Annotated in this window: 18 protein-coding genes and 1 tRNA gene; 16 read left to right on the top strand and 3 right to left on the bottom strand. The window is 62.1% G+C overall.

The window, feature by feature from the left end:
• Window positions 1-192 precede the first annotated feature (192 nt).
• A complete protein-coding gene (locus tag ACRQHG_RS02300; RefSeq protein ID WP_435713364.1) occupies window positions 193-606 on the top strand; it encodes a hypothetical protein in 414 nt (137 codons plus the stop codon).
• On the opposite strand, the gene ACRQHG_RS02295 is transcribed toward ACRQHG_RS02300, so the two are convergent.
• Window positions 603-1,559, bottom strand: a complete 957-nt coding sequence (locus tag ACRQHG_RS02295; protein WP_435713363.1) for an aldo/keto reductase — start codon at window positions 1,557-1,559, stop codon at window positions 603-605. The two genes, ACRQHG_RS02300 and ACRQHG_RS02295, sit on opposite strands and share 4 nt — an antisense overlap.
• An 84-nt stretch (window positions 1,560-1,643) precedes the next feature.
• Here ACRQHG_RS02295 and ACRQHG_RS02290 point away from each other — a divergent pair, with 84 nt between their 5' ends.
• Both ACRQHG_RS02290 and ACRQHG_RS02285 read left to right on the top strand, forming a co-directional pair.
• Window positions 1,644-2,465, top strand: a complete 822-nt coding sequence (locus ACRQHG_RS02290) for an undecaprenyl-diphosphate phosphatase (RefSeq protein ID WP_301575202.1) — start codon at window positions 1,644-1,646, stop codon at window positions 2,463-2,465.
• A gap of 124 nt (window positions 2,466-2,589) precedes the next feature.
• Window positions 2,590-3,858, top strand: coding sequence for a hypothetical protein (locus ACRQHG_RS02285; protein ID WP_435713362.1), 1,269 nt, complete (start codon window positions 2,590-2,592; stop codon window positions 3,856-3,858).
• 88 nt (window positions 3,859-3,946) lie between these two features.
• On the opposite strand, the gene ACRQHG_RS02280 is transcribed toward ACRQHG_RS02285, so the two are convergent.
• Window positions 3,947-4,768: a RecB family exonuclease gene (locus ACRQHG_RS02280; protein WP_026429313.1), complete on the bottom strand. Its 822-nt coding sequence runs from the start codon at window positions 4,766-4,768 to the stop codon at window positions 3,947-3,949.
• Between the two features lie 64 nt (window positions 4,769-4,832).
• Between ACRQHG_RS02280 and ACRQHG_RS02275 the strand changes: the two genes are divergently transcribed.
• The 6 genes from ACRQHG_RS02275 to ACRQHG_RS02250 all read left to right on the top strand — a co-directional run bounded on the left by ACRQHG_RS02275 (window position 4,833) and on the right by ACRQHG_RS02250 (window position 11,879).
• Window positions 4,833-5,984, top strand: a complete 1,152-nt coding sequence (locus tag ACRQHG_RS02275) for a tRNA (adenine-N1)-methyltransferase (protein ID WP_435713361.1) — start codon at window positions 4,833-4,835, stop codon at window positions 5,982-5,984.
• 94 nt (window positions 5,985-6,078) lie between these two features.
• Window positions 6,079-7,680: a proteasome ATPase gene (gene arc / locus ACRQHG_RS02270; RefSeq protein WP_435713360.1), complete on the top strand. Its 1,602-nt coding sequence runs from the start codon at window positions 6,079-6,081 to the stop codon at window positions 7,678-7,680.
• Window positions 7,677-9,266 (top strand): depupylase/deamidase Dop, encoded by a 1,590-nt coding sequence (dop, locus tag ACRQHG_RS02265; RefSeq protein WP_435713359.1) that lies wholly within the window; start codon window positions 7,677-7,679, stop codon window positions 9,264-9,266. Before arc ends, dop begins: the two co-directional genes overlap by 4 nt.
• A gap of 167 nt (window positions 9,267-9,433) precedes the next feature.
• A complete protein-coding gene (locus ACRQHG_RS02260; RefSeq protein ID WP_026429315.1) occupies window positions 9,434-9,613 on the top strand; it encodes a ubiquitin-like protein Pup in 180 nt (59 codons plus the stop codon).
• A gap of 14 nt (window positions 9,614-9,627) precedes the next feature.
• The gene (gene pafA / locus ACRQHG_RS02255; protein WP_435713367.1) at window positions 9,628-10,998 is read left to right on the top strand and encodes a Pup--protein ligase; all 1,371 of its coding nucleotides are present in this window, start codon (window positions 9,628-9,630) and stop codon (window positions 10,996-10,998) included.
• Window positions 10,995-11,879, top strand: a complete 885-nt coding sequence (locus tag ACRQHG_RS02250; protein WP_435713358.1) for an FKBP-type peptidyl-prolyl cis-trans isomerase — start codon at window positions 10,995-10,997, stop codon at window positions 11,877-11,879. The genes pafA and ACRQHG_RS02250 overlap by 4 nt, the downstream gene beginning before the upstream one ends.
• Before the next feature lie 59 nt (window positions 11,880-11,938).
• Here ACRQHG_RS02250 and ACRQHG_RS02245 read toward each other — a convergent pair whose 3' ends face one another.
• Window positions 11,939-12,532, bottom strand: a complete 594-nt coding sequence (locus tag ACRQHG_RS02245) for a nucleoside/nucleotide kinase family protein (RefSeq protein WP_435713357.1) — start codon at window positions 12,530-12,532, stop codon at window positions 11,939-11,941.
• A gap of 99 nt (window positions 12,533-12,631) precedes the next feature.
• Between ACRQHG_RS02245 and ACRQHG_RS02240 the strand changes: the two genes are divergently transcribed.
• The 7 genes from ACRQHG_RS02240 (at window position 12,632) to rpsA (ending at window position 21,911) form a co-directional block, all read left to right on the top strand.
• Window positions 12,632-13,573 carry a beta/alpha barrel domain-containing protein gene (locus ACRQHG_RS02240; RefSeq protein WP_435713356.1) on the top strand — a complete coding sequence of 314 codons (942 nt, stop codon included), beginning with the start codon at window positions 12,632-12,634 and terminating at the stop codon, window positions 13,571-13,573.
• Window positions 13,570-14,589 carry a prolipoprotein diacylglyceryl transferase gene (gene lgt, locus ACRQHG_RS02235; protein WP_435713355.1) on the top strand — a complete coding sequence of 340 codons (1,020 nt, stop codon included), beginning with the start codon at window positions 13,570-13,572 and terminating at the stop codon, window positions 14,587-14,589. Before ACRQHG_RS02240 ends, lgt begins: the two co-directional genes overlap by 4 nt.
• A gap of 130 nt (window positions 14,590-14,719) precedes the next feature.
• Window positions 14,720-16,150, top strand: a complete 1,431-nt coding sequence (pyk, locus tag ACRQHG_RS02230) for a pyruvate kinase (protein ID WP_026429319.1) — start codon at window positions 14,720-14,722, stop codon at window positions 16,148-16,150.
• Window positions 16,151-16,405: 255 nt separating this feature from the next.
• A tRNA-Leu gene (locus ACRQHG_RS02225) sits at window positions 16,406-16,487 on the top strand.
• Window positions 16,488-16,715: 228 nt separating this feature from the next.
• A complete protein-coding gene (locus ACRQHG_RS02220) occupies window positions 16,716-17,333 on the top strand; it encodes an ANTAR domain-containing response regulator (RefSeq protein WP_096334970.1) in 618 nt (205 codons plus the stop codon).
• A 178-nt stretch (window positions 17,334-17,511) separates the two neighbouring features.
• A complete protein-coding gene (gene polA / locus ACRQHG_RS02215; protein WP_435713354.1) occupies window positions 17,512-20,190 on the top strand; it encodes a DNA polymerase I in 2,679 nt (892 codons plus the stop codon).
• Between the two features lie 236 nt (window positions 20,191-20,426).
• Window positions 20,427-21,911: a 30S ribosomal protein S1 gene (gene rpsA / locus ACRQHG_RS02210; RefSeq protein ID WP_026429322.1), complete on the top strand. Its 1,485-nt coding sequence runs from the start codon at window positions 20,427-20,429 to the stop codon at window positions 21,909-21,911.
• Window positions 21,912-22,002: the final 91 nt, after the last annotated feature.

Raw genomic sequence — 22,002 nt, 5'->3', positions numbered from 1 at the left:
ACCTCAATAAGGCCGACTTTTCGTTGCTATGGCGGGGCAAACCCCGGATATAAGACCCACCATTTGTCTATTAACCCCTGCATGCCCGGGTGCATGCGCGGGTGCATGCGCGGCCGGCATCCAGCCCGATCGCGGGAATACCAGCGCCGCTAAGGTTAGCGAATCACCTGCCTTTCGGGGTATTCTAGGGCCATGGCTACGAATCCGCGCGCTGCGCTTGACCGTCTCATCGGTGCTTTCGAGGATTTCCACCAGGCGGCTACTACCGCTGATGACCCGGAAGCTCCGGCGGTGCTGGAAGCCGCCGATAAGCTGGCGGATGCTTACACCATTTACGATGACGTCATCTTCACGAATTTCGATGTCGAAACGCCGCTGGATGTTTTCGATAGCGATAGTGACGATTTCTACGACGATGATGACGATTCTGAGGACTACCTCTACGACACCGATGATTATGACGATCTGGACGACGATGATGACGATTCAGACGATGATTACGATGACGATGAGGATGATGAGGACGATTACCCTGGCCTCGATGACGAAGACGGCGACGACGAAGACGACGCGGATGAGGCCGACGCCGCCGCTTCCCGCTCCTAAGAAATATCGTTGAGCGCCTCGATCACCAGATCGGGCAGTTCCTCACCACCCGCTAGGTTACCCCCGAGCAAGCTGGTTAATTGGCTGGCGGTGCGCGCGCCCACCAGAGCCGCGCTCACCTGGGTGGCCAGGAGCCAACCCAGGGCAACCTCAGCGGGATTCCAGTTCAGGCCCTCGGCGGCTTTCGCCACCGCCTCCACAATCCGGCGCGGCCCCTCGTCCAAATAGGGAGCCACAAAAGCAGCCAAATGATCGGAAGCCGCCCGCGAGGTCGCCGGGATCGCATGCCGATATTTCCCGGTGAGCACCCCGCGCCCGAGGGCCGAGGTGGCAAGCAGCCCAATCCCCATGGCCTCGCACATCGGCAGCATAGCTGTTTCAACACTCCGCTCCACCAGGGAATACTCTTCTTCCACCACGGTGAGCGCAGGCAGGTGACGTTCGCGCAGCAGGGTTTGCATAGCCGCCACCCGCCAGGGCGCATATCCCGACACCCCGATATAGCGTGCCTTGCCGCGCATCACCAGCCCGGCCAGGGCGAGCGCAGTTTCCTCATCCGGGGTGATGCCATCGGGGCCACCGGCCACTGCAATATCCACTGTCTCGATACCGAGCCGAGCGAGGGACGCATCGAGGGAACGTGCAATCCCGGCTCGCGACACGCTATAGCTGGGACCGCTCGGATTATCGAGGAAACCTACGCGGGTGCAGATGGTGAGCTGCGAGCGGGCGGCGTCGTCGCCAAAAAAAGAGCTGAGCAAGGAGCCGAGCAGCGCTTCTGCTGCACCGTCTCCGAAAGCTGGCGAGGTGTCCACGAGGGTGCCGCCAGCGTCCAAAAAGGCGCGCAACTGCCCGCGGGCCTCCTCCTCATCGGTATCGCGACCCCACGTGAGCGTTCCCAAGCCGAGCGCGGATACAAGAAGCCCGCTGGCACCAACCGCACGATAATCCATGACTCCACTCTAAACCACCGTGCTGCCGGTTCCGCCCGGACACCTCACCGCGCCGCCGCGCCGCGCCCGCTATGCTTAGTTCCCGTGGGTTATCTAGAAGCAGCCATTCTTGGCCTTGTGCAAGCACTAACGGAATTCTTGCCGATTTCTTCTTCGGCGCATATCCGCATTGTCGGTGATCTTTTCGGGTGGGGCGATCCGGGCGCGGCTTTCACCGCGATTATTCAACTGGGCACCGAAGCCGCGGTGCTGTGCTACTTCTGGAAAGACATCGTGCGCATTATCCGCAAGTGGTTGTGCTCGTGGACCGGGCGGGTGGCGCGCACGGACGCGGATGTGCGCATGGGCTGGGTCGTTATTATCGGCACGCTGCCGATCGGCCTCCTCGGCCTGCTTTTCGCGGACACCATCGAAACGTCACTGCGTAATCTCTATATCACCGCGGCCGTGCTGGCGCTCTTCGCGATTTTCTTAGGGCTAGCGGATCGCTGGGCGAGCCAGCGCAAAGACCTGCGCGATATGAGCTACCGCGACGGTTTGCTCCTCGGTTTCGGGCAGGCTCTCGCGCTGATTCCGGGTGTGTCGCGTTCGGGCGGCACGATTACCACCGGCCTGCTCCTCGGCTACACCCGCGAGGCTGCGGCGCGGGTCTCCTTCCTCATGGCGGTGCCGGCGGTGCTGCTCTCAGGCTTCTACCAGCTGGTCAAATACGCCGGTGACGCTTCGATTCCGGCCGGGCCCACGATTCTTGCCACGGCGATTTCTTTCGTTTTGGGGTACGCGGTGATCGTGTGGTTCTTGCGTCTGGTCTCCACGCGTTCGTACCTGCCTTTCGTGATCTATCGCTTGGGGCTGGCGGCGCTCGTGGTGGTGTTGCTCGGCACCGGCGTGCTCTCTGTTTTTTAACGACGACGCCGCAACGGCTCGCCCCGCTACTGTTGTTCCCTGAGGGCGAGCGGCGTACTGGGTAGACTGTGCGTGGGTTCCTCACGTGGAGGACTCGTGAAGTAGGAGACTAACGGATAACCAGATGGAGACTTGGACACGCCCGGAGGTACCACCGCTGGGGTTTACCCCGGACCTCAACCTGTACGATTCCGACAATGAGGAAATTTGCCGGGTGGAAACGCGGCAACCTACCCTCTACACCTGCGGTATCACACCCTACGATGCCACTCACCTGGGGCATGCTTTTACGTACGTGAGTGCCGATACCCTGGTGCGGTACTGGATGGCCGCGGACCTTCCGGTTCGCTACGCCCAAAACATCACGGATATTGACGATCCGCTTTTTGAACGCGCGGAGCAAACCCGGGTGGATTGGCGTGAACTGGCTGATTCTCAAGTAGCGCTTTTCCGTTCCGATATGAATGCTTTGCGGGTTGTTCCGCCCGGGAACTGGATTGCGGTCTCTGAGATTTTGGATGAGGCGGAGGCGGTGGTTCGCGATTTTGAGGCGCGTGGCCTCGCGTACCGCTTGCCCAATGGGGACGGCTCGGAAGATATTTATGTTGATCTCACCCGCGATCCGAGTTTCGCCGCCGCGCCTGTTTTCGAGTACTTGGACCTGGAGCGGATGTTCGATGAACACGGTGGGGATTCCACCCGTCCGGGTAAGCGCCGCACCCTTGACCCGCTGGTGTGGAAGGGTGTGCGCGGGAATGATTTCCGGCCCGCTGGGGAGAAGCCCGGGTTCTGGCGGCCGGGCTGGCACGTGGAATGCGCGCTGATAGCCCGCACCTACCTGGGTGAACATATCACCGTGCAGGCCGGCGGGCGTGATCTGCTCTTCCCGCACCACGAGATGAGCGAGAGCCACCTGCGGGAGATGACAGATGACCGCGGCCGGGTGGATATTCATTTCCACGTGGGGATGGTGGCTTACCAGGGCGAAAAAATGTCCAAATCTCTGGGGAATTTGGTCCGTGTTTCGGAGCTGACCGCGGCTGGTGCGCATCCGAGCGCGATTCGCCTGGTGCTCCTGGCCAATCATTACCGCTCCGATTGGGAATACGAGGCGAGTGCGCTTGAGCGGGCCGAAGCCCGCCTGGAAGCTTGGCAGCAGGCAGCCCGCAGCGCGCTCGGAAAGTCCGCAGCCGCTGGGCCGGGCGATAATACGGCCGCGGAGTCTGAGCTGGTTCCCACCTGCCGGGCGCTCATCGAGGCGATTTCGGATGATCTGGACACCCCGCAAGCCCTGCGCATCCTGGATGAGTGGGCGGCATCCGGAGCACCCGATGCCGGGCAGGTGGTGCGCGCGGTGGATGCCCTCCTGGGTATCCAGCTGCTTGCCGACTAATCGAGGGTCCAGCGCCTGAGGTAGGCGCCTGAGTCAGGCGCGGGCAACGGCCGCGCGTTCGTTGTGCCAACGCGACCGGGCGCATGCACTAACTATGTGCCGTGCGCATCTGCTCCACCCCCTCCGTGCTGAGCGGCGGGGGAGTCCCGCCGTAGGCCGGGCAGATCTGCTGGAAATAGCACCAATCGCACAGGCGGGAGGTGCGCGGTTCGAATTCCCCGGAATCCAGGCGCGCGGCAATATCCCGCCAGGTTTCCTCCAGATCCATGGCGATACGCCGGGTATCTTCCGGGAGGGGATCATAGGTGAGAGTGCGCCCATCCTTGAGATAAACAAGCTGGGTGCGGGCCGGGCGCTGCCCTTCCGTCAATTCCAATAGCAGCGCATAAAAACGCATTTGGTAGAGCGCTTCGTTCTGGTAGCGCGGATGCGGGGACTTCCCGGTTTTGTAGTCCACCACCCGCAAGGCCCCATCGGGAGCCGCATCGATACGATCCACGATTCCGCGCAGGGCCAAACCGGAGGGCAGGCGGGCATTAATGAATTTTTCCCGATCCCGCGGCGCCAAGAACCGCGGATTCTCCATGTGGAAATAGTTGCTAATAAGCGCGCGGGCCTGTTCCAGCCATTCCGAGAGCGCATCCGCGGACTCAAAAAGATCCGCATCCTGCGGGGACTTTTCCAGGTGCGCCTCCCAACGCGGTAGCAGGAGGGACTGGGCGTATTCTTCGGTGCGGGCTTGCTGTGGTGCGGCGTACAGGTATTCCAGAACCGAATGCACCAGGGTGCCGCGCAGCGCGGCGAGGGAGGGCGCTTCCGGGAGGCGATCCACGCTCCGGAAACGGAAGAGCAGCGGGCACTGCTTGAAATCTTTGGCACGTGATGGTGATAGTGCGGCGTGACGAGTCATGCTTCCACTTTAACAACTCGCTACGACAGAAAAATCTGCGGTAAGGACAAACTACACTGGAGGAATGACACTACGACGAGGCCCCTTCCGCCCCGGTGAACGCGTTCAACTCACCGATCCCAAAGGGCGGCATTACACCATCAATCTCACGGTTGATGGCTACTTCCAGTCCACGCGCGGCTCTTTCCGCCACAGCGAGCTCATCGGGAAAGAGGAAGGCAGCCTCATCACCACCGAAGAAGGCCGCGAATTCCTCGCGCTGCGCCCGCTCCTGAGCGATTACGTGCTCTCGATGCCGCGCGGCGCCACCATTGTCTACCCGAAAGATGCGGCGCAAATCACCCACACCGCGGATATTTATCCGGGGGCACGGGTCTTTGAGGCCGGGGTCGGTTCCGGTGCTCTCTCCATTTCCCTGCTCCAAGCGGTAGGCCCTCAAGGTTTTCTTCTCAGCGCGGAACGCCGCCCGGAATTCGCGGAGATCGCGCAGGCCAATCTGGTGTCCTGGTGGGGGAGCCACCCGGAAAACTGGCAGGTGGAATGCGGGGAAGCAGCTGATATTTTGGCCGCGCACCCGGCCGGTTTTGATCGCGTTATCCTCGATATGCTCGCTCCCTGGGAAATCATTCCGGTAGCAGCGCAGGCTTTGGTACCCGGTGGGGTTTTCCTCGCTTACGTTGCAACGACGACGCAGCTCTCCCGCTGCGCCGAAGATCTCAAAGCAACGGGACTTTTCACCGGCCCGGAAGCCAGTGAAACACTGGTGCGCACCTGGCATTTAGAAGGGCTCGCGGTACGCCCCGATCACCGGATGGTCGCGCATACCGGCTTCCTTATTGTGGCGCGCCGCCTAGCCGGACCCACCCAGCTCACTCCGGCATCCCGCCCGGCCAAGGGCGCCTACGCCGAACCCATGCCCTGGGAAAACCCAGAAGCTGAACCACTCCAGGAACGCCCGATTGCGGAAAAGAAACTGCGTAAAGTCCGCCGCGATCTAGCGCACCGGGCCGATGTGGAAGAAAGCGGGGTATCCACCCCGGGAGAACATTCCCGCCAGATGGCTGAGAAAATCGCGGCAGAAATTGCCGAACGTGAAGCGGAAAAGCGGCAGCACAGCGAAGAATCTCGGTACGCCGAAAAACGGCAGCAGGGTGAAGATGCGCGGCACGTGGAAAAACAGCGGGACGCGGAGGAAACACAGAACTCTGAGGACTAGTGGCCTAACCGTGAGGGCACCGGGGATGCTATATCCCGGAGTGGGCGGTAAGGTAGGCCTGTCCTAGAATAAGGGGACGATCAGAAAGGAAGCCATGAGCACATCGGAGTCGAGCGCGGCTCTTGCCGAAATCGCGTCCTTGCGTGAGAAAAATGAACGGCTTTCCACCTCGCTGGTCGCCGCCCGGAAACGCATCCAGGAATTGGGGGAGAAACTCGATTCCCTCTCCCGGCCTCCGGCTACTTTCGCCACCTTTATTCGCGGGCATTCTTCCGATCATTCCATTGATGCCCTCGTGGGCGGCCGGAAAATGAACGTGGCCGTTTCCCCGTATGTCGCTTTGGAACAATTGCGCCCCGGCCAAGAAGTACGTCTCAATGAAGAACTCGTGGTGGTCGGTATCGGCGGCTACGAAAATACCGGGCAGCTCGTTGCCGTCGAACTCGTGCTGGATCCCCAGCGGGTGCTCGTGCGGGTGCACGCGGACGAAACAAAAGTGCTGCGCATCGGCGGAAAACTCTCGGCCGGGAAACTGCGGGTCGGGGATACCTGCATGGCAGACCTGAAAACCGGGTTCCTAGTAGAAAAGGTAGAGCGCCCGGATGTTGAGCACCTGCTGCTTGAAGAAGTCCCGGATGTTTCCTACGCGGATATTGGCGGCTTGGATGCTCAAATTGAGGAAATCCGCGACAGTATCGAATTACCCTTCCAGCAACCCGATCTCTATCGGGAGCACGGCCTGCGCCCGCCCAAGGGCATTTTGCTGTACGGGCCGCCGGGAACAGGGAAAACCATGATCGCGAAAGCGGTGGCCACCTCCCTCGCGGAGAATGCCGCGCGTGCTCAAGGGGTAGCGAAGGCATCCTCCTACTTCCTCAATATCAAGGGTCCACAGCTTCTCGATAAATACGTGGGAGAAACCGAACGCCAGATCCGTGAAATCTTTTCCCGGGCCCGAGACCGGGCCTCTTCGGGTATTCCCGTTGTTATTTTCTTCGACGAAATGGAAGCCCTCTTCCGCACCCGCGGCTCCGGGGTTTCTTCCGATGTGGAAACAACCGTGGTGCCTCAGCTCCTTGCCGAAATTGACGGGGTGGAACAACTCTCCAACGTTATCGTTATTGGCGCTTCCAACCGGGAAGATATGATCGACCCGGCCATTTTGCGGCCCGGCCGGCTTGATGTGAAAATCAGGGTTGAGCGCCCTGATTATGCGGGGAGCGTGGATATTCTTTCCAAGTACCTCACCCCCGAGCTACCCTACGCGCCGGCCGATATCGAGGCTTACGGCGGCAGGGCGGGAGCCGCGGCCCACCTGGCCCGCCTCATCGCGGATAAGGTTTTTGAGGCATCCCCGGAGAACCGCTTCGTTGATGTCACTTATGCTTCGGGGCGGAAAGAAACCCTCTATCTTGCCGATTTCGTGTCCGGGGCTCTCCTGGCCGGCATCGTTGATCGCGCGAAAAAGGCAGCTATCAAAACGTATTTGACCACCGGGGCGCGCGGGATTACCGCGGAGCACGCTATCGCCGCCGTGCATGCCGAAGCCCGCGATAGCTCGGAACTGGACCAGATCTCCAATCCGGATGAATGGGCCAAAGTCAATGGTAAAAACCGCGGGGAGCGGATCGTGGCGGTGCGTCCGCGCCAGAGTGATTCGAGCGCGCAGAACACAAGGGGAGAGGAACCACGATGACAGCACGTCGAGTCATCGGCCTGGAAACAGAATTCGGGATTATGGAACCCGCCGACCTGCGGGCTAATCCCGTGGTACTTTCGGCCGATTTCGTAGAAAGCTACGGGCACGCCGGGGCAGGGGCCGGCACGCACGGCCCGGTGGCCTGGGATTACACCGGGGAAGACCCCCTCAATGACGCCCGCGGTTTCCGGATGAGCCGGGAGGAGGCGGATCCTTCTCAGCTCACCGATGATCCGGAGAATCCCGCCCCGCCAGCTGGCGTCGTCGTCGCACCTATAACGGAAGACGACGCAGAGCTGCGCCGCCCGCGCGCCGCGAACGCGGTTCTCACCAACGGCGGGCGCCTCTACGTTGATCATGCCCACCCGGAATATTCTTCGCCGGAAACCGCGACCCCGCGGGAAGCCGTGCTGTGGGACCGCGCCGGTGAACTCATCGCGCGGCGCGGAATAGAACTGCTGCGCGAAGGCGGGCGCGAATTCGCGATCTACAAAAACAATGTGGACGGAAAAGGCGCGGCCTACGGCTCGCACGAAAACTACCTGGTTGATCGGGCGCTGCCCTTCACGGAAATCATCCGCTACCTCACTCCTTTCTTCGTCACCCGGCCCATTCTGTGCGGTACCGGGCGTGTGGGGCTCGGCCCGCGTTCGGAACAACCCGGTTTCCAGATTTCGCAACGTGCCGACTACGTGGAAAACGACGTCGGGTTGGAAACTACCTTCAACCGGCCCATTATCAATACCCGCGATGAACCGCATGCGGCCGCGGAGCGCTTCCGGCGCCTGCACGTCATCGGGGGAGACGCCAACCAATTTGATGTCTCTATCCTGCTCAAAGTGGGAACTACTTCGCTGGTGCTCTGGATGTTGGAACAGGACGCGGTTCCCCTCGGGCTGGAATCCGTGATTATGGATAGTCCCGTGCCCCTCACCTGGACGGTCTCTCAGGACCCGAGCCTCACCACCAAACTTGAGGTGCATGAAGGCGAACCGCGTACCGCCCTGGAAATTCAGCAGATCTACCTCGACGCGGTCCGTGATGCGCTGGCCGAACGCGGTGAGGTGGACGGCGATACCGCCGAAATTCTCGAGCGGTGGCAAAGCGTGCTGGACCTGCTTTCGCGCGATATTTTCTCCGCCGCATCCCAGGTGGAATGGGTCGCGAAATACCAGATCTTGAGCGAATTACGCGAACGCGGCGGGGGCAGCTGGGATTCCGATAAACTGCGCGCCCTCGATGTCCAATGGCATGATCTGCGCCCCGAGCGCTCCATCGTGGCGAAACTGCGGAGAGCCGGGCGGGTAGAGGAACTCTTCTCCGAAGCGGAGATTGCCACGGCGGCGCTGTGCGCCCCGGGCTCCACGCGCGCGTATCTGCGCGGCCAGCTCATCTCCCGTTTCTCCGAACACGTGGCCGCGGCCAGTTGGTCGAGCGCGGTACTGCGCGATAGCACCGGCCAACTCCACCGCCTCAGCCTGCCCGATCCTAACAGTGCGAACGAGGCAGCCCTGGGGGTCACCCTGGCCGGCGCTCACACGATTGACGAGGTTATTGCCGCGCTCACCGCGGCGGGTTCGTAGGCGGGATCGGGCCGGTACCTGCCGCCCGGCTACGGCCCGCGTTAGGCCCGGTAACGAGACCACATAGGCGGGCCGGGCCGGTCCCGCGTTCGGGCGGGTCACGCAGCCGGCACGCACCCGCAAGCCGGCACCCATCCGCACCAGTACCAGAAAAGAGGAAGGAAGAAATGTCCAGTCAAGAATTCCTGCAGCCCCAGCGCCGCCAGGAAGAAAACACCGAAGTGGAAGCCCCGCAGGCCCAAAACCAAGATTTTGGTATTGACGCGCTGCTCGACGATATCGACGCCGTGCTGGAAAGCAATGCGTCCTCCTTCGTGCAGGGCTTCGTGCAGAAAGGCGGACAGTGATACCCCGTCGCGTTATGGGCATCGAGACCGAATACGGAATCACCTGCGCGGCCCGGCGCGGAACACGCCCACCGCTGGACGCCGAAGAATCCGCCCAGCGGCTTTTCGCGCCGGTGCTCGCCGCGCATCGGTCCACAAACACGTTCCTAGAAAACGGCTCACGCCTCTACCTGGACGTGGGTGCCCACCCGGAATACGCCACCGCCGAATGCGATAATATCGACGATCTCCTCGCCCACGACCGCGCCGGCGAACTCATTTTCGCGCGGCTCGCCAAGCGCGCCAATGAGAAATTAAACGACGACGGCGTCCCCGGGGCCATCCACCTCCTGAAAAACAATGTTGATTCCGAGGGGCATTCCTTCGGGTGCCACGAAAACTACATGGTGCACCGGCGCCCGGACTACCGCCAGCGCATCGCCCGGCTCATCCCCTTCTTTGTGACCCGGCAGATCGTGGCGGGAGCCGGAAGCCTGCACCGCGGGGAAGACGGGCAGGTCCGCTACGAATTCTCCCAGCGCTCCCACCAGATGTGGGAGGCGATCTCCTCGGCATCCACGCGGTCGCGGCCCATGATCAATACCCGCGATGAACCCCACGCCGATGCGGAACTCTACCGGCGCATGCACGTTATCGTGGGGGATTCCAATATTTCCCAGGCAACAACCGGCCTCAAAGTTGCGGCCACCGAAGCTCTCCTCACCCTCGTGGAAGAAGGCGCGATCCTTCCGGATCTGGAACTCGCCGATCCCATGCACGCCATCCGGATCACCGGCGCGGACCTCTCCGGGCGTGCCAATCTGGAACTGGCCAGCGGCGGATTCACCGACCCGATTTCGGTTCAGCAGCGGATGTATGAGGCCGCGATGAACCACCTGGATCGGAAAGGCTACCTGGCGGAACTCGACCCCACCCGGCGCTACCTCCTCGAGCTGTGGGAGCGTGCCATTACGGCGGTGGAACACCGCGATCCCAGCCCGATTTCCACCGAAATTGACTGGGCCGCCAAACTCGCCCTCCTCACCCGGTACCGGGAACGCACCGGGGCGAAACTCTGCGACGCCCGGGTGGCACGCCTCGATTTGGCGTATCACGATATCACCGAAGGTGGGTTGCGCGACCGCATGGAAGAATCCGGGCTCCTACGCCGGGTTATCACGCCCGAACGCGCTACTGCGGCGGTCACGGACCCGCCACAGAATACCCGGGCTGTGTTGCGCGGGCGTTTCCTGAGTGCGGCGCGGCAAGCTCGGCGCGATGTGGCGGTGGACTGGTCTACCCTGCGCCTCATGGAGGCCAATGGTAATTCCAGTGTGGTCCTCAATGACCCGCTCGCCACCGAGAACCCCGAGGTCGAGGCGCTTATCGAGGAGATCACCGCGTGATATCCCATCTGAAGTACCGAGTGCTGCTGGCTGGCCTGGCGGTGGCCGCTACCGCGCTAGCGGGCTGTAGCGGCCACCGCGAGCCCGGCAATCCCGGAAGCGTGGATGTCACAGGTGCTTTCGGCGCACCAGTGACCATTTCCGTGGAAGGCAACCTCCACGTGGACGGGGTACGCCAGGAGGTCCTCAGCCCGGGAGACGGGGTAGAACTGGCGGAAGGAAGCCCGGTACTCGCCCGTATTACCTCCTTCGACTCGCGTACCGAAGCCCCTGTGGAAGGTTTCGCCACCGGCGGGATCACCCTGGCTACCGTGAGCAAGGCAGGGGTGGGGGAGCTGGCTCCTTACCTGGTCGGGCAGCGGGAAGGAAGCCGCTTGCTTATTCAGCGGGAAGAATTGGTGGCCGGAGACCCCGGAGCGGTAGAAATCGTCGTCGTCGACATTCTCTACACAAATGCGCGCGGGGACGCAGCGCCGCTGCCTGCTACTCCACCGGCCGGAATGCCGGGCCTGGCAAGCGGAGAAGGCGTAGCACCCGTGCTTACCGGGGGCGGCGGTCCCATCCCGGAATTCGCGGTGGTGCCCCTCGTGCTTGGGCGCGGGGAGCAGGTAGCCGCCTCGGATGAGCTTGTGCTCAACTACTTCCTCGTGGACCCGAATGGCCAAACGGTGGATTCCAGCTGGACCTCCGGGCCGGTGCGCGCCGCCATGGGCGATCTGATGGACGGGATGCGTAAGGGCCTGGTTGATCAGCGGGTAGGTTCGCGCGTCATGATTCTAATTCCGGCCAGCCAAGCTCGCGGGGATAGCGACCTGGTCGCCATTGTTGATATTTTGGCGACGGGCCGGGCGCTCACCCAGATTCGCGCCGGCGCGGCCTAAAGGTCGCTTCGGCGTACGCGACTCCTAGCGCTTCACCAGGCGCGTGCCACGACCGCGGCCTAAAAACCGCGCATCTCCACGTGCAGCTGCCCCGCATCCCAGCGTGCTACCGCGTCTGCCAGGGCCGGGGCATCTCTTTTGCTCACGAGAGCAGCCTCCTGGGCAGCCCACCTATCCCACCAGCTACTCGGATCACCCTCGCGCTCCCGCACCCGCTCCCGCCGGAGAGAATCCTCACATTCCATCCAGATCGTGGCCGTGCACAGCGGCGCGCAGGCCGCGGAAGCCGCTCCGCACCCCTCCAGCAGCAGCACCTCGCAGCGCGCATCCCCCGGCACCGCGACCGGTGCATCGTAGCAGCTCAGATACCAATTCCACGGAGCCACCCGTGCTCCCTCGCCGCGCAGAAACGGTTCCAGAATATCGTGGGCTACCCGCTCCGTGCCCCGGGCCAAGCCATCCCAGCCGGGTACGAAACGCTCCACCTCGAGAATCTCAACCGCCAGCCCGCCCTCGCGCAACCGCGCCGCAAGGGCCCGCGATAGCTGGGTTTTCCCGGATCCGCTCCGCCCATCGATGCCGTAAACTCGCCGGCCTTTCCCGCGAAATACCAGGCCCGCGAGGAGGTCCAGGCCCTCTTTACTCTCTTTCATGGGTGCCACCCGTTCCTGCGTCATTTTTTGTCACACCGTGCGGGTACTCTATGTCATAACCAGCACGCGGAGCGAAGCTCACCGACACCGGGAGGCACAGTGGCGTGGTTTATTGATGAGGTAGCACAGCGGGTGCGGGCCGCCGCCAGGCAGGTCCCGGACCGGGAACGTGATGCGCTGCGGCATGCCGCCCAGGCGGCCCCGGCACCGCGCGAGTTCTACCTCGCCCTCGCGCCCAGCCCGCAACGCCCCATCGGGGTGATCGGGGAAATCCGCAGCCTCGGCGGCAGTCCCGCACCAGCTCCCGCGCAGCTGGAGGCCTTCGCGCAGGCATTGAGTAGCGGGGGAGCGGCCGCCATCTCGGTAACCGCCCCGGTGATTCCCGGTGGGCTCGGTTTGCCGGCGTTGCGCCTAGCCCGCGGCCTCGGGGTAGGGCCGCTGCTCTACCGCGATGTCACCGTTTCCGCGGTGCAACTCCTGCGGGCCCGCGCGGCGGGAGCGGATGCCGTTTCCCTCACCCCGCGAATTCTCACGGATGTGGAACTTGAGGCGCTAGTGGAACGTGCGCGTTCCCTCGGGATGGAACCCTGCCTAGAAGTGGAATCCGAAAATGATATAGCGCGCGCGATGGCCTGCGCGGCGCGCGTCGTTATCGCAGATTCGCGCTCGGCCACCGATTATCCGCAGCTTTTCGAGGCGCTGCCCTACACCTGCGTGCGGGTGGTGCGGCGCGGGGTGCGCAATCCCTGCGATGTTTTCACCGCGGCCCGGCACGGCGCCGGCTGCGTTATTGTAGGGCGGGCCCTGCTTGAAACAGCAGACCCTGCCGGTTTGCTGGCTAGCATGGCTACCGCGGGCCGGCACCCGGCCGCGCTACTCATGGCGAAACGGACCGCACACGTGGCTGAAGGCACGGCTAGCACGGCCCAGCACACGGCTACTAGCACGGCCGAACTCTCAGCTAACGTAACCGAAGGTAGTGCTCAGGCACCCGGGCTCGGGCATCCGCCCCACGCCCCCGGACAGGAAGGGACACGATGATTCCAACAGCTATTCCAGCTCCCGAGCATTCCGAATGGGTGCTTTTTGAGACCTCCGCATTTTCCCTCTCCATTAAGTTCTACGCGATTGCCATCGTCATCGGCATCATCGTTGCCTACGCCCTCACGGAACGGCGCTACGTGGCCAAAGGTGCCACCCGCGATGTCACGCTCTCCATCGCGCTGTGGGCTGTGATTTTCGGGATTATCGGCGGGCGGCTCTACCACGTCATCACCGACTACCAGCTTTATTTCGGCCCGGGCCGTGACCCGTGGCGCGTCTTCGACCTGCGCGGCGGTGGCCTGGGAATCTGGGGTGCGGTGGCCCTGGGTGGCGTGGGTGCCTGGATCGGGTGCCGCCGCAACGGGGTGCGCCTGCTACCCTTCGCCGACGCCCTCGCCCCGGGTCTCCTCATCGCCCAGGCCATCGGCCGCCTGGGTAACTACTTCAACCAAGAACTCTTCGGCGGGCCCACCTCACTGCCCTGGGGCTTGCAGGTTGATGCGGCGTACCGCCCCGCCGGCTTCCCACCCGAGCAGCTCTTCCACCCCACCTTCCTCTACGAATCGCTGTGGTGCCTGGGTGGCGCCGTCGTACTTCTTCTCCTCGAAAAACGCTTCCACCTGGTAGCCGGGCAACTTTTCGCCACGTATGTGATCGTGTACACCCTGGGCAGGGTGTGGATCGAAAACTTGCGGATCGACCCGGCGCACCTCGTGGCCGGTTTGCGTCTCAATGTATGGACATCGCTGCTCGTGTTGCTCGGGGGAATCATCGCTCTTGTTATCTTGCGGCGCGCCTACCTGCGTGATTCTTCTCGCGATCACGTGTGGTTGCGGGCCCGCCCGGAACCGGAAACTGAAGGAACTGACGTGTCACAGAACGACGACGCCGCAGCCGGCCAGGCCGCCGTCGTACCCGAAAAAACGGAAACTTCCGGGGCCGCAAGCACGGAAGATTCGGCAGCGTCAAGCGAATCCGAACCGGAGGTGGGTAACCGCTCAGTGAACGGGTGAGGCCGCTGGGCGAGCCGTGCGCTAGCGTAAAGATGAGCTCCGCGAGCGGGGCTTATAACGGTGCATATTTACCAGGACGAGTGCCATGAGTCCCGATGGGGAAACAGGGCCCTCGGGTAAGATAGGAAACATGCGTAGAGCTAGAATTGTGTGTACGTTGGGTCCGGCTACGGATACCTACGATCAAATCCTTGAACTTGTTAAAGCCGGCATGAACGTGGCGCGTATTAACGCCTCCCACGGTTCGCATGAAGAACACGAAAAGCGCATTGATAATGTGCGTGCCGCCGCGAAGGAACTGGGTACCCCGGTCGCGGTGCTCGTTGATTTGCAGGGCCCCAAGATCCGTCTCGGCCGTTTCGCCGAAGGCCCGGTCCAGCTGAACGTGGGCGATACTTTCACCATTACCACCCGCGATATCCCCGGCACGAAGGATATCTGCTCCACCACCTTCAAGGGCCTGGCCGGTGATTGCAATCCCGGCGATGTGCTGTTGATTGACGACGGTAAGGTCTCCGTGCGCGTTGTGGAAGTTGTGGACGGCACTGACGTGGTCACCCGCGTGGAAGTCCCCGGCCCCGTTTCCAATAACAAGGGTATTAACCTTCCCGGCGTGGCGGTGTCCGTTCCCGCCATGTCCGAAAAGGACGAAGAGGACCTGCGCTGGGGCCTCAACTACGGTGCGGATCTCATCGCGCTGTCCTTCGTGCGTGATGCCAAGGATATTGATGACGTTCACCGCATTATGGACGAAGAGGGCATTCACCTGCCTGTTATCGCCAAGATCGAAAAGCCGCAGGCCGTGGCCAACCTGGACGATATCGTCCAGGCCTTCGACGGCATTATGGTTGCCCGCGGTGACCTCGGCGTGGAACTGCCCCTCGAGCAGGTTCCGCTGGTGCAGAAGGAAGCCATTTCCCTGGCCCGCAAGCGCGCCAAGCCGGTTATTCTAGCCACCCAGGTTCTCGAATCCATGATCCAGAACCCGCGGCCCACCCGCGCTGAGGCTTCTGACTGCGCTAACGCCATCCTGGACGGTGCGGATGCCGTGATGCTTTCCGGGGAAACCTCGGTGGGTCTCTACCCGATTGAGTGCGTGAAGACCATGGCCTCCATCGTTTCCTACACGGAGGAACACGGCCTGGAGCAGATCCCGCAGCTCTCCTCCCTGCATCGCACCCGCAACGGTGTTCTTACCCGCTCCGCTCTGGATATCGGTGAGGCCCTGGGCGTCAAGGCAGTTGTGGTCTTCACGGAAACCGGGCACACCGCCCGCCGCGTGGCTCGCAACCGTTCCCGCCTGCCGATCATCAACTTCACTCCTTCGGAGAAGGTGCGCAACCAGCTCGCCGTTCTGTGGGGTAGCGAAACCTACACGGTGGATCACTCCGCCGCCACCACGGACGAAATGGTGCAGCAGGTGGAGGATCGCCTCCTCGAACTGGGCCGCGCCCAGGTTGGTGACCGCGTGGTGATCGTGGCCGGTATGCCCTCGGGCGTGGCTGGTTCCACCAACACCCTGCGTGTTCACAAGATCGGTGAAGAAACGGGCGTTGCCTAAATCCGGCAGGCTCGTGTTCTCCTAGGTGCTGCCGTGTCCATGGACACAGCAGCACGTCATTGAACAGTGGATAGGCGGGTGGGTGCCCGCTCGGATCAATCCGGGTGGGCACCCACCGCAGTTCCAATCGCCTCCGCGTCGCCCCATTTGAAATTTGGTGGCGGGTATGGTGAAATATTCTCTGCGTTTGCACAATAACCCGCGGTGATCCGGGCGATCCGGGCTCTCCCGCTGGTAGTATCGGCAGATGCACAAGCTCCTGTGGTGGAATTGGTAGACACACTGCACTCAAAATGCAGCGCCGCAAGGCGTGAGGGTTCGAGTCCCTCCGGGAGCACCGCGGCGATAAGCTTGAAGGCAATAACCTTGAAGTTAGCTGGGAATCTCTGGCCCGGTGTTTGCTCTGCACCGCGTGGTCTGACAGCATGGTAAGGGGCGCGTGAATTCCCGTTGCCGGTCATCAATCTCTCAAGGGTCAGAGAACACTTCGGTGTGGATGCAGGTGCAACATCGCACGCAGTAAATTTGGTTCAATCTATCCGGCATGCCGGTCGAAGGGGTCATGATGGCCAAGGGCACAGCGGGGCAATCCGCGGAGAACAAAGAAGCCATTCGGGTTCTTGTCGTTGAAGACGAAACTCTCATTCGCCTCGATATCGTTGAAACACTGGAAGATGCCGGGTATGAGGTTGTCGGGGAAGCTGGCGATGGCGAATCCGCTATCGAACTGGCCGGTGAACTCGAACCGGATCTTATTGTCATGGATGTGAAGATGCCTGGTATGGACGGCATCACCGCCGCGGACCGCATCCTGGAAGAACACCGCGTCGCCATTGTGATGCTCACCGCCTACTCGCAGCGTGACCTGGTGGAACGTGCCCGCGATGCCGGCGCCATGGCCTATGTGGTCAAGCCCTTCACGCCCGCTGATCTCATCCCGGCGGTGGAAATCGCGGTTTCGCGCAACCAGGAAATCGAAGCCCTGGAAAACGAAGTCTCTACCATGGCCGAACAATTTGAAACTCGCAAGCGGGTGGATCGGGCCAAGGGGCTGCTGGAATCGCAGATGGGTCTGACCGAACCGGAAGCTTTCCGCTGGATTCAAAAGACGTCCATGGATCGGCGCCTGACCATGCGTGAAGTTGCCGATGCCGTTATCGAACAGGTAGGCGGGAAGAACTAAGCTTGCGCCCCCGCATCGCGCACCCGCCGAACTCGTAGCGGGAACGGCGCACACGCGTTGCGGAACCCGCAGTAGGAACCGCGCATACGCGCTGCGGAACCCGAACACGCTTTCAGCCAGCAGGCGCTCGCCGGAAATCCGGTGGGCGCCTGTTTGCTATCTCGCGTAGGCTAGAGGGGTGAGTGACGAAAAATTCCTTCTTGTTGATGGCCATTCTATGGCGTTCCGCGCCTTCTACGCCCTGCGGGCGGAGAACTTCCTCACTGATCGCGGGCAGTACACCAACGCCGTTTACGGGTTCCTTTCCACCCTCCTGAAAATCATTGGCGACTATCACCCCGATTACATCGCCGTGGCCTTTGACCTGCCGGGAGGAACTTTCCGCACCCGCGTCTATCCCGATTACAAAGCGGGCCGGGCCCCCACCCCGGTGGAATTCGCCGGGCAAATTGATGTTATTAAAAGCGTCCTTGATGTGTGCGGAATCAGCTGGCTCACCTACGAAGATTACGAAGCCGACGATATTATCGCCACCCTCTCACGCCGGGCGGTAGAACACGGCGCGGATGTGTATATCGCCTCCGGTGATAAAGACTCCTACCAGCTCGTTGATGAGCACACCACAGTGCTGTATCCCATGCCGCGCTCGACCATGCAGGTCCTCGACCCGGCAGGTATCGAAAAGAAAACCGGGGTACGCCCGGAACGGTACGCTGACCTGGCCGCCCTTGTGGGGGAGGGCGCCGATAATATTCCCGGCGTGCCCGGGGTCGGCCCGAAAACCGCGGCGAAATGGCTCGCGAATTACGGTGATCTCGACTCCATCCTCGCCCGCGCTGACGACATCGGTGGAAAAGTGGGGGCCTCCCTGCGCGAGCACCTGGACCAGGTCCGCCAGAATCGCTCCCTCAACACCCTCGTGCGTGACCTTCCCATAGGGGAGAACCTCGAGGAATTCCGCCCGCGCGGAGTGGAGCGGGAAGCACTGCACGAACTCTTCGATACCCTCGATTTCGATACCTTGCGTGGGCGTGTCCTCACCGAATTACCTTCGCGCGACGGCGCACCTGAATCCGATGCTCCAGCCGGCTTCACCCTCGCCGGCCTGGAAATTACCACCTCCGGGGTACGCGCATGGCTTGACCAGCACGCCGACGCCCCGTTCTATGGCCTCGACATCGCCGGGCCGGCCAGCCCGGGTGCGGGGCGCGTGGAGGCAATGGCGATTGGCACGCCCCACGCGGCCCTGCTTCTCGATACTCACACCATGAACGAGGAGGACACCGCCCAGGTGCGGGCCTGGCTGGAATCGGATGCCCCGAAAGTGGTGCACGGCGCCAAAGAAGCCTGGCATCGGGTACGCGGGCAGGGTGCCGAATTGCGCGGCGTCGTACGGGATACCGTACTGTGTGCCTACCTTCTCTATCCCGATCAGCGCAGCTATGACCTCGGTGACCTGGCGCTGCGCCACCTCGGCGTTGATTTGGGGGACGGGGGAGTGCTGCCTGGGCTGGACGGGCAGGCTGACCCGTTGGCGGCACGCGCTGCGCTCCTTGGCCCACTGTCTGAGAAATTACTCGGGGAATTGACGCAGCGCGGGGAAGATGGCGCCCTCCTCGACCTGGAAATGGATGTGGCGCGCACCCTCGCGCGCATGGAGGATACCGGGATTGCGGTGGACGCTCCCTACCTTGAAAAACTGCGGAAGGATTTTGACGGGCGGGTGGAAGCCGCGGCGCGCCTTGCCTATGATGCCATTGGCCACAAGGTGAATCTTTCCAGCCCCAAGCAGCTCCAGGGGGTGCTGTTCGACGAATTGGGCTTGCCCACCACCCGGAAAACCAGATCCGGGTACACCACGAATGCGGAGGCGCTGGCCGATCTTGCCGTGCGTATCGCACCCCGGGAAGATGATAAGGCGGTGGCCGGAACCCAATTCCTCGGGGCGCTCCTCGAGCATCGCGACGCCATTAAATTGCGGCAATCCGTGGAAGGCTTGCAGCGCAATACCCGGGCGGATGGAAAAATCCACACCACCTACCAGCAGGCGGTGGCCGCCACCGGGCGACTCTCCTCCACGGATCCGAATCTCCAAAATATTCACGCGCGTACGTCCGAAGGACTTCAAATCCGCTCCGCCTTTATCCCCTCGGAGGGCTATGCGGCACTTATGACCGCGGATTACTCCCAGATTGAAATGCGGATTATGGCCTCGCTTTCCGGTGATGAAGCTCTTATCACCGCCTTTAATGAAGGCGAAGACCTGCATTCTTCGGTGGCCTCCCTCGTCTTCGGGATTCCCGAAAACGAGGTGAGTAGCCAGCAGCGCTCCCGCATTAAAGCGATGAGCTACGGCCTGGCCTACGGGCTCTCCGCCTACGGGCTTTCCCGCCAGCTCCATATTTCTGCCCACGATGCCCAAGAGCTCATGGACACCTATTTTGCGCGCTTCGGGAAAGTACGTGATTACCTCGATTCCCTCGTGGTGAAAGCCCGCGAAGATGGCTATACCCAAACCCTGCTGGGGCGGCGGCGCTACCTGCCGGAACTGCGCTCCACGAACCGCCAGCTGCGCGAAGCATCCGAGCGGATGGCCCTCAATGCGCCTATCCAGGGCAGCGCCGCGGATATTATCAAGATCGCCATGGTGGCGGTGGTGGAAGCCCTGCGGGAAGCCGGGTTGCGCAGCCGGGTCCTCCTCCAGGTTCATGACGAACTGGTGCTGGAAGTAGCGCCCGGCGAGCACGAGGCCGCGGAGGAGATTGTGCGCCGGGAAATGGCCGGGGCTGCCCAGCTGCGGGTACCCCTCTCCGTCGGGGTGGGCTACGGCCCCAATTGGCGTGAGGCAGCCCACTAGAACGGTTGACAGCGGTTCACGCGAACGGGCCACAACAGCTTCCCTGCAGGCTCGCTGAACCGCCCGCAACGCCCCGTGAGAACGGGGCTCACGCCACTCCGATTTCAGCCCGGATACCTTGCACTAGCCAAGCTTTTCCGCGTAGTATGGAGAACTGGTGTGAGCACCCGCCACACTGGCCGATATCCATCGGTCCCAAGCAAATATTCACAATAGTGTCCGGAAGTTATCAGTTAATGACTAATACCACCCCCGAGTCTTCGACTCTCCCCGAGATTGCCGTCAACGATATCGGCTCCGAGGAAGAACTTATTGCCGCCGTCGATAAGACGATCAAGTACTTTAACGATGGTGACCTCGTCGAAGGAACCGTTGTCAAGGTCGACCATGACGAAGTGTTGCTCGACATTGGCTACAAAACCGAGGGTGTTATTCCCTCCAAGGAACTTTCGATCAAGCACGATGTTAATCCCGATGATGTCGTGGAAATTGGCGACCAGGTAGAAGCCCTCGTCCTCCAGAAGGAAGACAAGGAAGGCCGCCTCCTCCTCTCGAAGAAGCGCGCGCAGTACGAACGCGCCTGGGCTGAAATCGAGAAGATCAAGGAAGCTGATGGTGTCGTGACCGGTACCGTCATCGAAGTCGTCAAGGGCGGCCTGATTGTTGATATCGGGCTGCGTGGCTTCCTGCCCGCTTCGCTCGTTGAAATGCGCCGCGTGCGCGATCTGCAGCCCTACATCGGCCGCGAACTCGAAGCGAAGATCATCGAACTTGATAAGAACCGCAACAACGTGGTTCTTTCCCGCCGCGCTTGGCTGGAAGCATCCCAGTCCCAGGCCCGTGGCGAATTCCTGCACCAGCTCCAGAAGGGCCAGGTGCGCGAAGGCTTCGTCTCCTCCATCGTCAACTTCGGTGCCTTCGTGGACCTCGGCGGTGTGGACGGCCTCGTTCACGTCTCCGAACTGTCCTGGAAGCACATCGACCACCCGTCCGAGGTTGTCGAAGTGGGCCAGCCCGTCACCGTCGAAGTTCTCGATGTTGATATGGACCGCGAGCGTGTCTCGCTCTCCCTCAAGGCCACCCAGGAAGATCCCTGGCAGTCCTTCGCCCGCACCCACGCGATCGGCCAGATCGTTCCGGGTCGCGTGACCAAGCTCGTTCCCTTCGGCGCTTTCGTGCGCGTGGAGGACGGCATCGAAGGCCTCGTCCACATCTCCGAACTGGCTTCCCGCCACATCGACACCCCGGAAGAGGTTGTCAAGGTGGGCGACGACGTCTTCGTCAAGGTCATCGATATCGATCTGGACCGCCGCCGCATTTCACTCTCCCTCAAGCAGGCGAACGAAGGCGTGGATCCGAACTCCCAGGACTTCGATCCCTCGCTCTACGGCATGGCCGCTGATTACGACGAAAACGGCAATTACAAGTACCCCGAAGGCTTCGATCCCGAATCGAACGAATGGCTCGAGGGTTACGAAGCTCAGCGCGAGGCATGGGAGAACGAATACGCCCAGGCCCAGGCTCGTTGGGAAGCGCACAAGGCCCAGGTCGCTGCCGCGATCGAAGCCGATGCTGCTGCCGGTGCCCAGGCTGCTGCCGCTGCCGAACCGGCCGCGGATATCCCGGCCAGCTACAGCTCCACCTCCGAACCGAGCGGCTCGCTCGACTCGGATGCTGATGAAGCTCTCGCCGCTCTGCGTGAGAAGCTGACCAACAACTAAGGTTCGCGTTTCCGCGGGTAGCAGCTAAGCTCCCGCGCGTAGCCGGGGAACGTCCAGGCTATAGCGCATAGCAGCACGCTACCGCGGGTAA

It is taken from the genome of Actinotignum vesiculae, from assembly GCF_051267215.1.
GTDB classification, from domain to species: Bacteria; Actinomycetota; Actinomycetes; order Actinomycetales; family Actinomycetaceae; genus Actinotignum; species Actinotignum schaalii.
The sequence above is the reverse complement of the archived record's forward strand: the minus strand, read 5'-3'. Positions and strand labels throughout refer to the sequence as shown.

What these genes read in the sequence shown, in the direction of transcription:
- ACRQHG_RS02300 (WP_435713364.1), top strand. Translation starts at nt 193, where the DNA reads ATGGCTACGAATCCGCGCGCTGCGCTTGACCGTCTCATCGGTGCTTTC.
- ACRQHG_RS02295 (WP_435713363.1), bottom strand. Translation starts at nt 1,559, where the DNA reads ATGGATTATCGTGCGGTTGGTGCCAGCGGGCTTCTTGTATCCGCGCTC.
- ACRQHG_RS02285 (WP_435713362.1), top strand. Translation starts at nt 2,590, where the DNA reads ATGGAGACTTGGACACGCCCGGAGGTACCACCGCTGGGGTTTACCCCG.
- ACRQHG_RS02280 (WP_026429313.1), bottom strand. Translation starts at nt 4,768, where the DNA reads ATGACTCGTCACGCCGCACTATCACCATCACGTGCCAAAGATTTCAAG.
- ACRQHG_RS02275 (WP_435713361.1), top strand. Translation starts at nt 4,833, where the DNA reads ATGACACTACGACGAGGCCCCTTCCGCCCCGGTGAACGCGTTCAACTC.
- arc (WP_435713360.1), top strand. Translation starts at nt 6,079, where the DNA reads ATGAGCACATCGGAGTCGAGCGCGGCTCTTGCCGAAATCGCGTCCTTG.
- dop (WP_435713359.1), top strand. Translation starts at nt 7,677, where the DNA reads ATGACAGCACGTCGAGTCATCGGCCTGGAAACAGAATTCGGGATTATG.
- ACRQHG_RS02260 (WP_026429315.1), top strand. Translation starts at nt 9,434, where the DNA reads ATGTCCAGTCAAGAATTCCTGCAGCCCCAGCGCCGCCAGGAAGAAAAC.
- pafA (WP_435713367.1), top strand. Translation starts at nt 9,628, where the DNA reads ATGGGCATCGAGACCGAATACGGAATCACCTGCGCGGCCCGGCGCGGA.
- ACRQHG_RS02245 (WP_435713357.1), bottom strand. Translation starts at nt 12,532, where the DNA reads ATGAAAGAGAGTAAAGAGGGCCTGGACCTCCTCGCGGGCCTGGTATTT.
- lgt (WP_435713355.1), top strand. Translation starts at nt 13,570, where the DNA reads ATGATTCCAACAGCTATTCCAGCTCCCGAGCATTCCGAATGGGTGCTT.
- pyk (WP_026429319.1), top strand. Translation starts at nt 14,720, where the DNA reads ATGCGTAGAGCTAGAATTGTGTGTACGTTGGGTCCGGCTACGGATACC.
- ACRQHG_RS02220 (WP_096334970.1), top strand. Translation starts at nt 16,716, where the DNA reads ATGGCCAAGGGCACAGCGGGGCAATCCGCGGAGAACAAAGAAGCCATT.
- rpsA (WP_026429322.1), top strand. Translation starts at nt 20,427, where the DNA reads ATGACTAATACCACCCCCGAGTCTTCGACTCTCCCCGAGATTGCCGTC.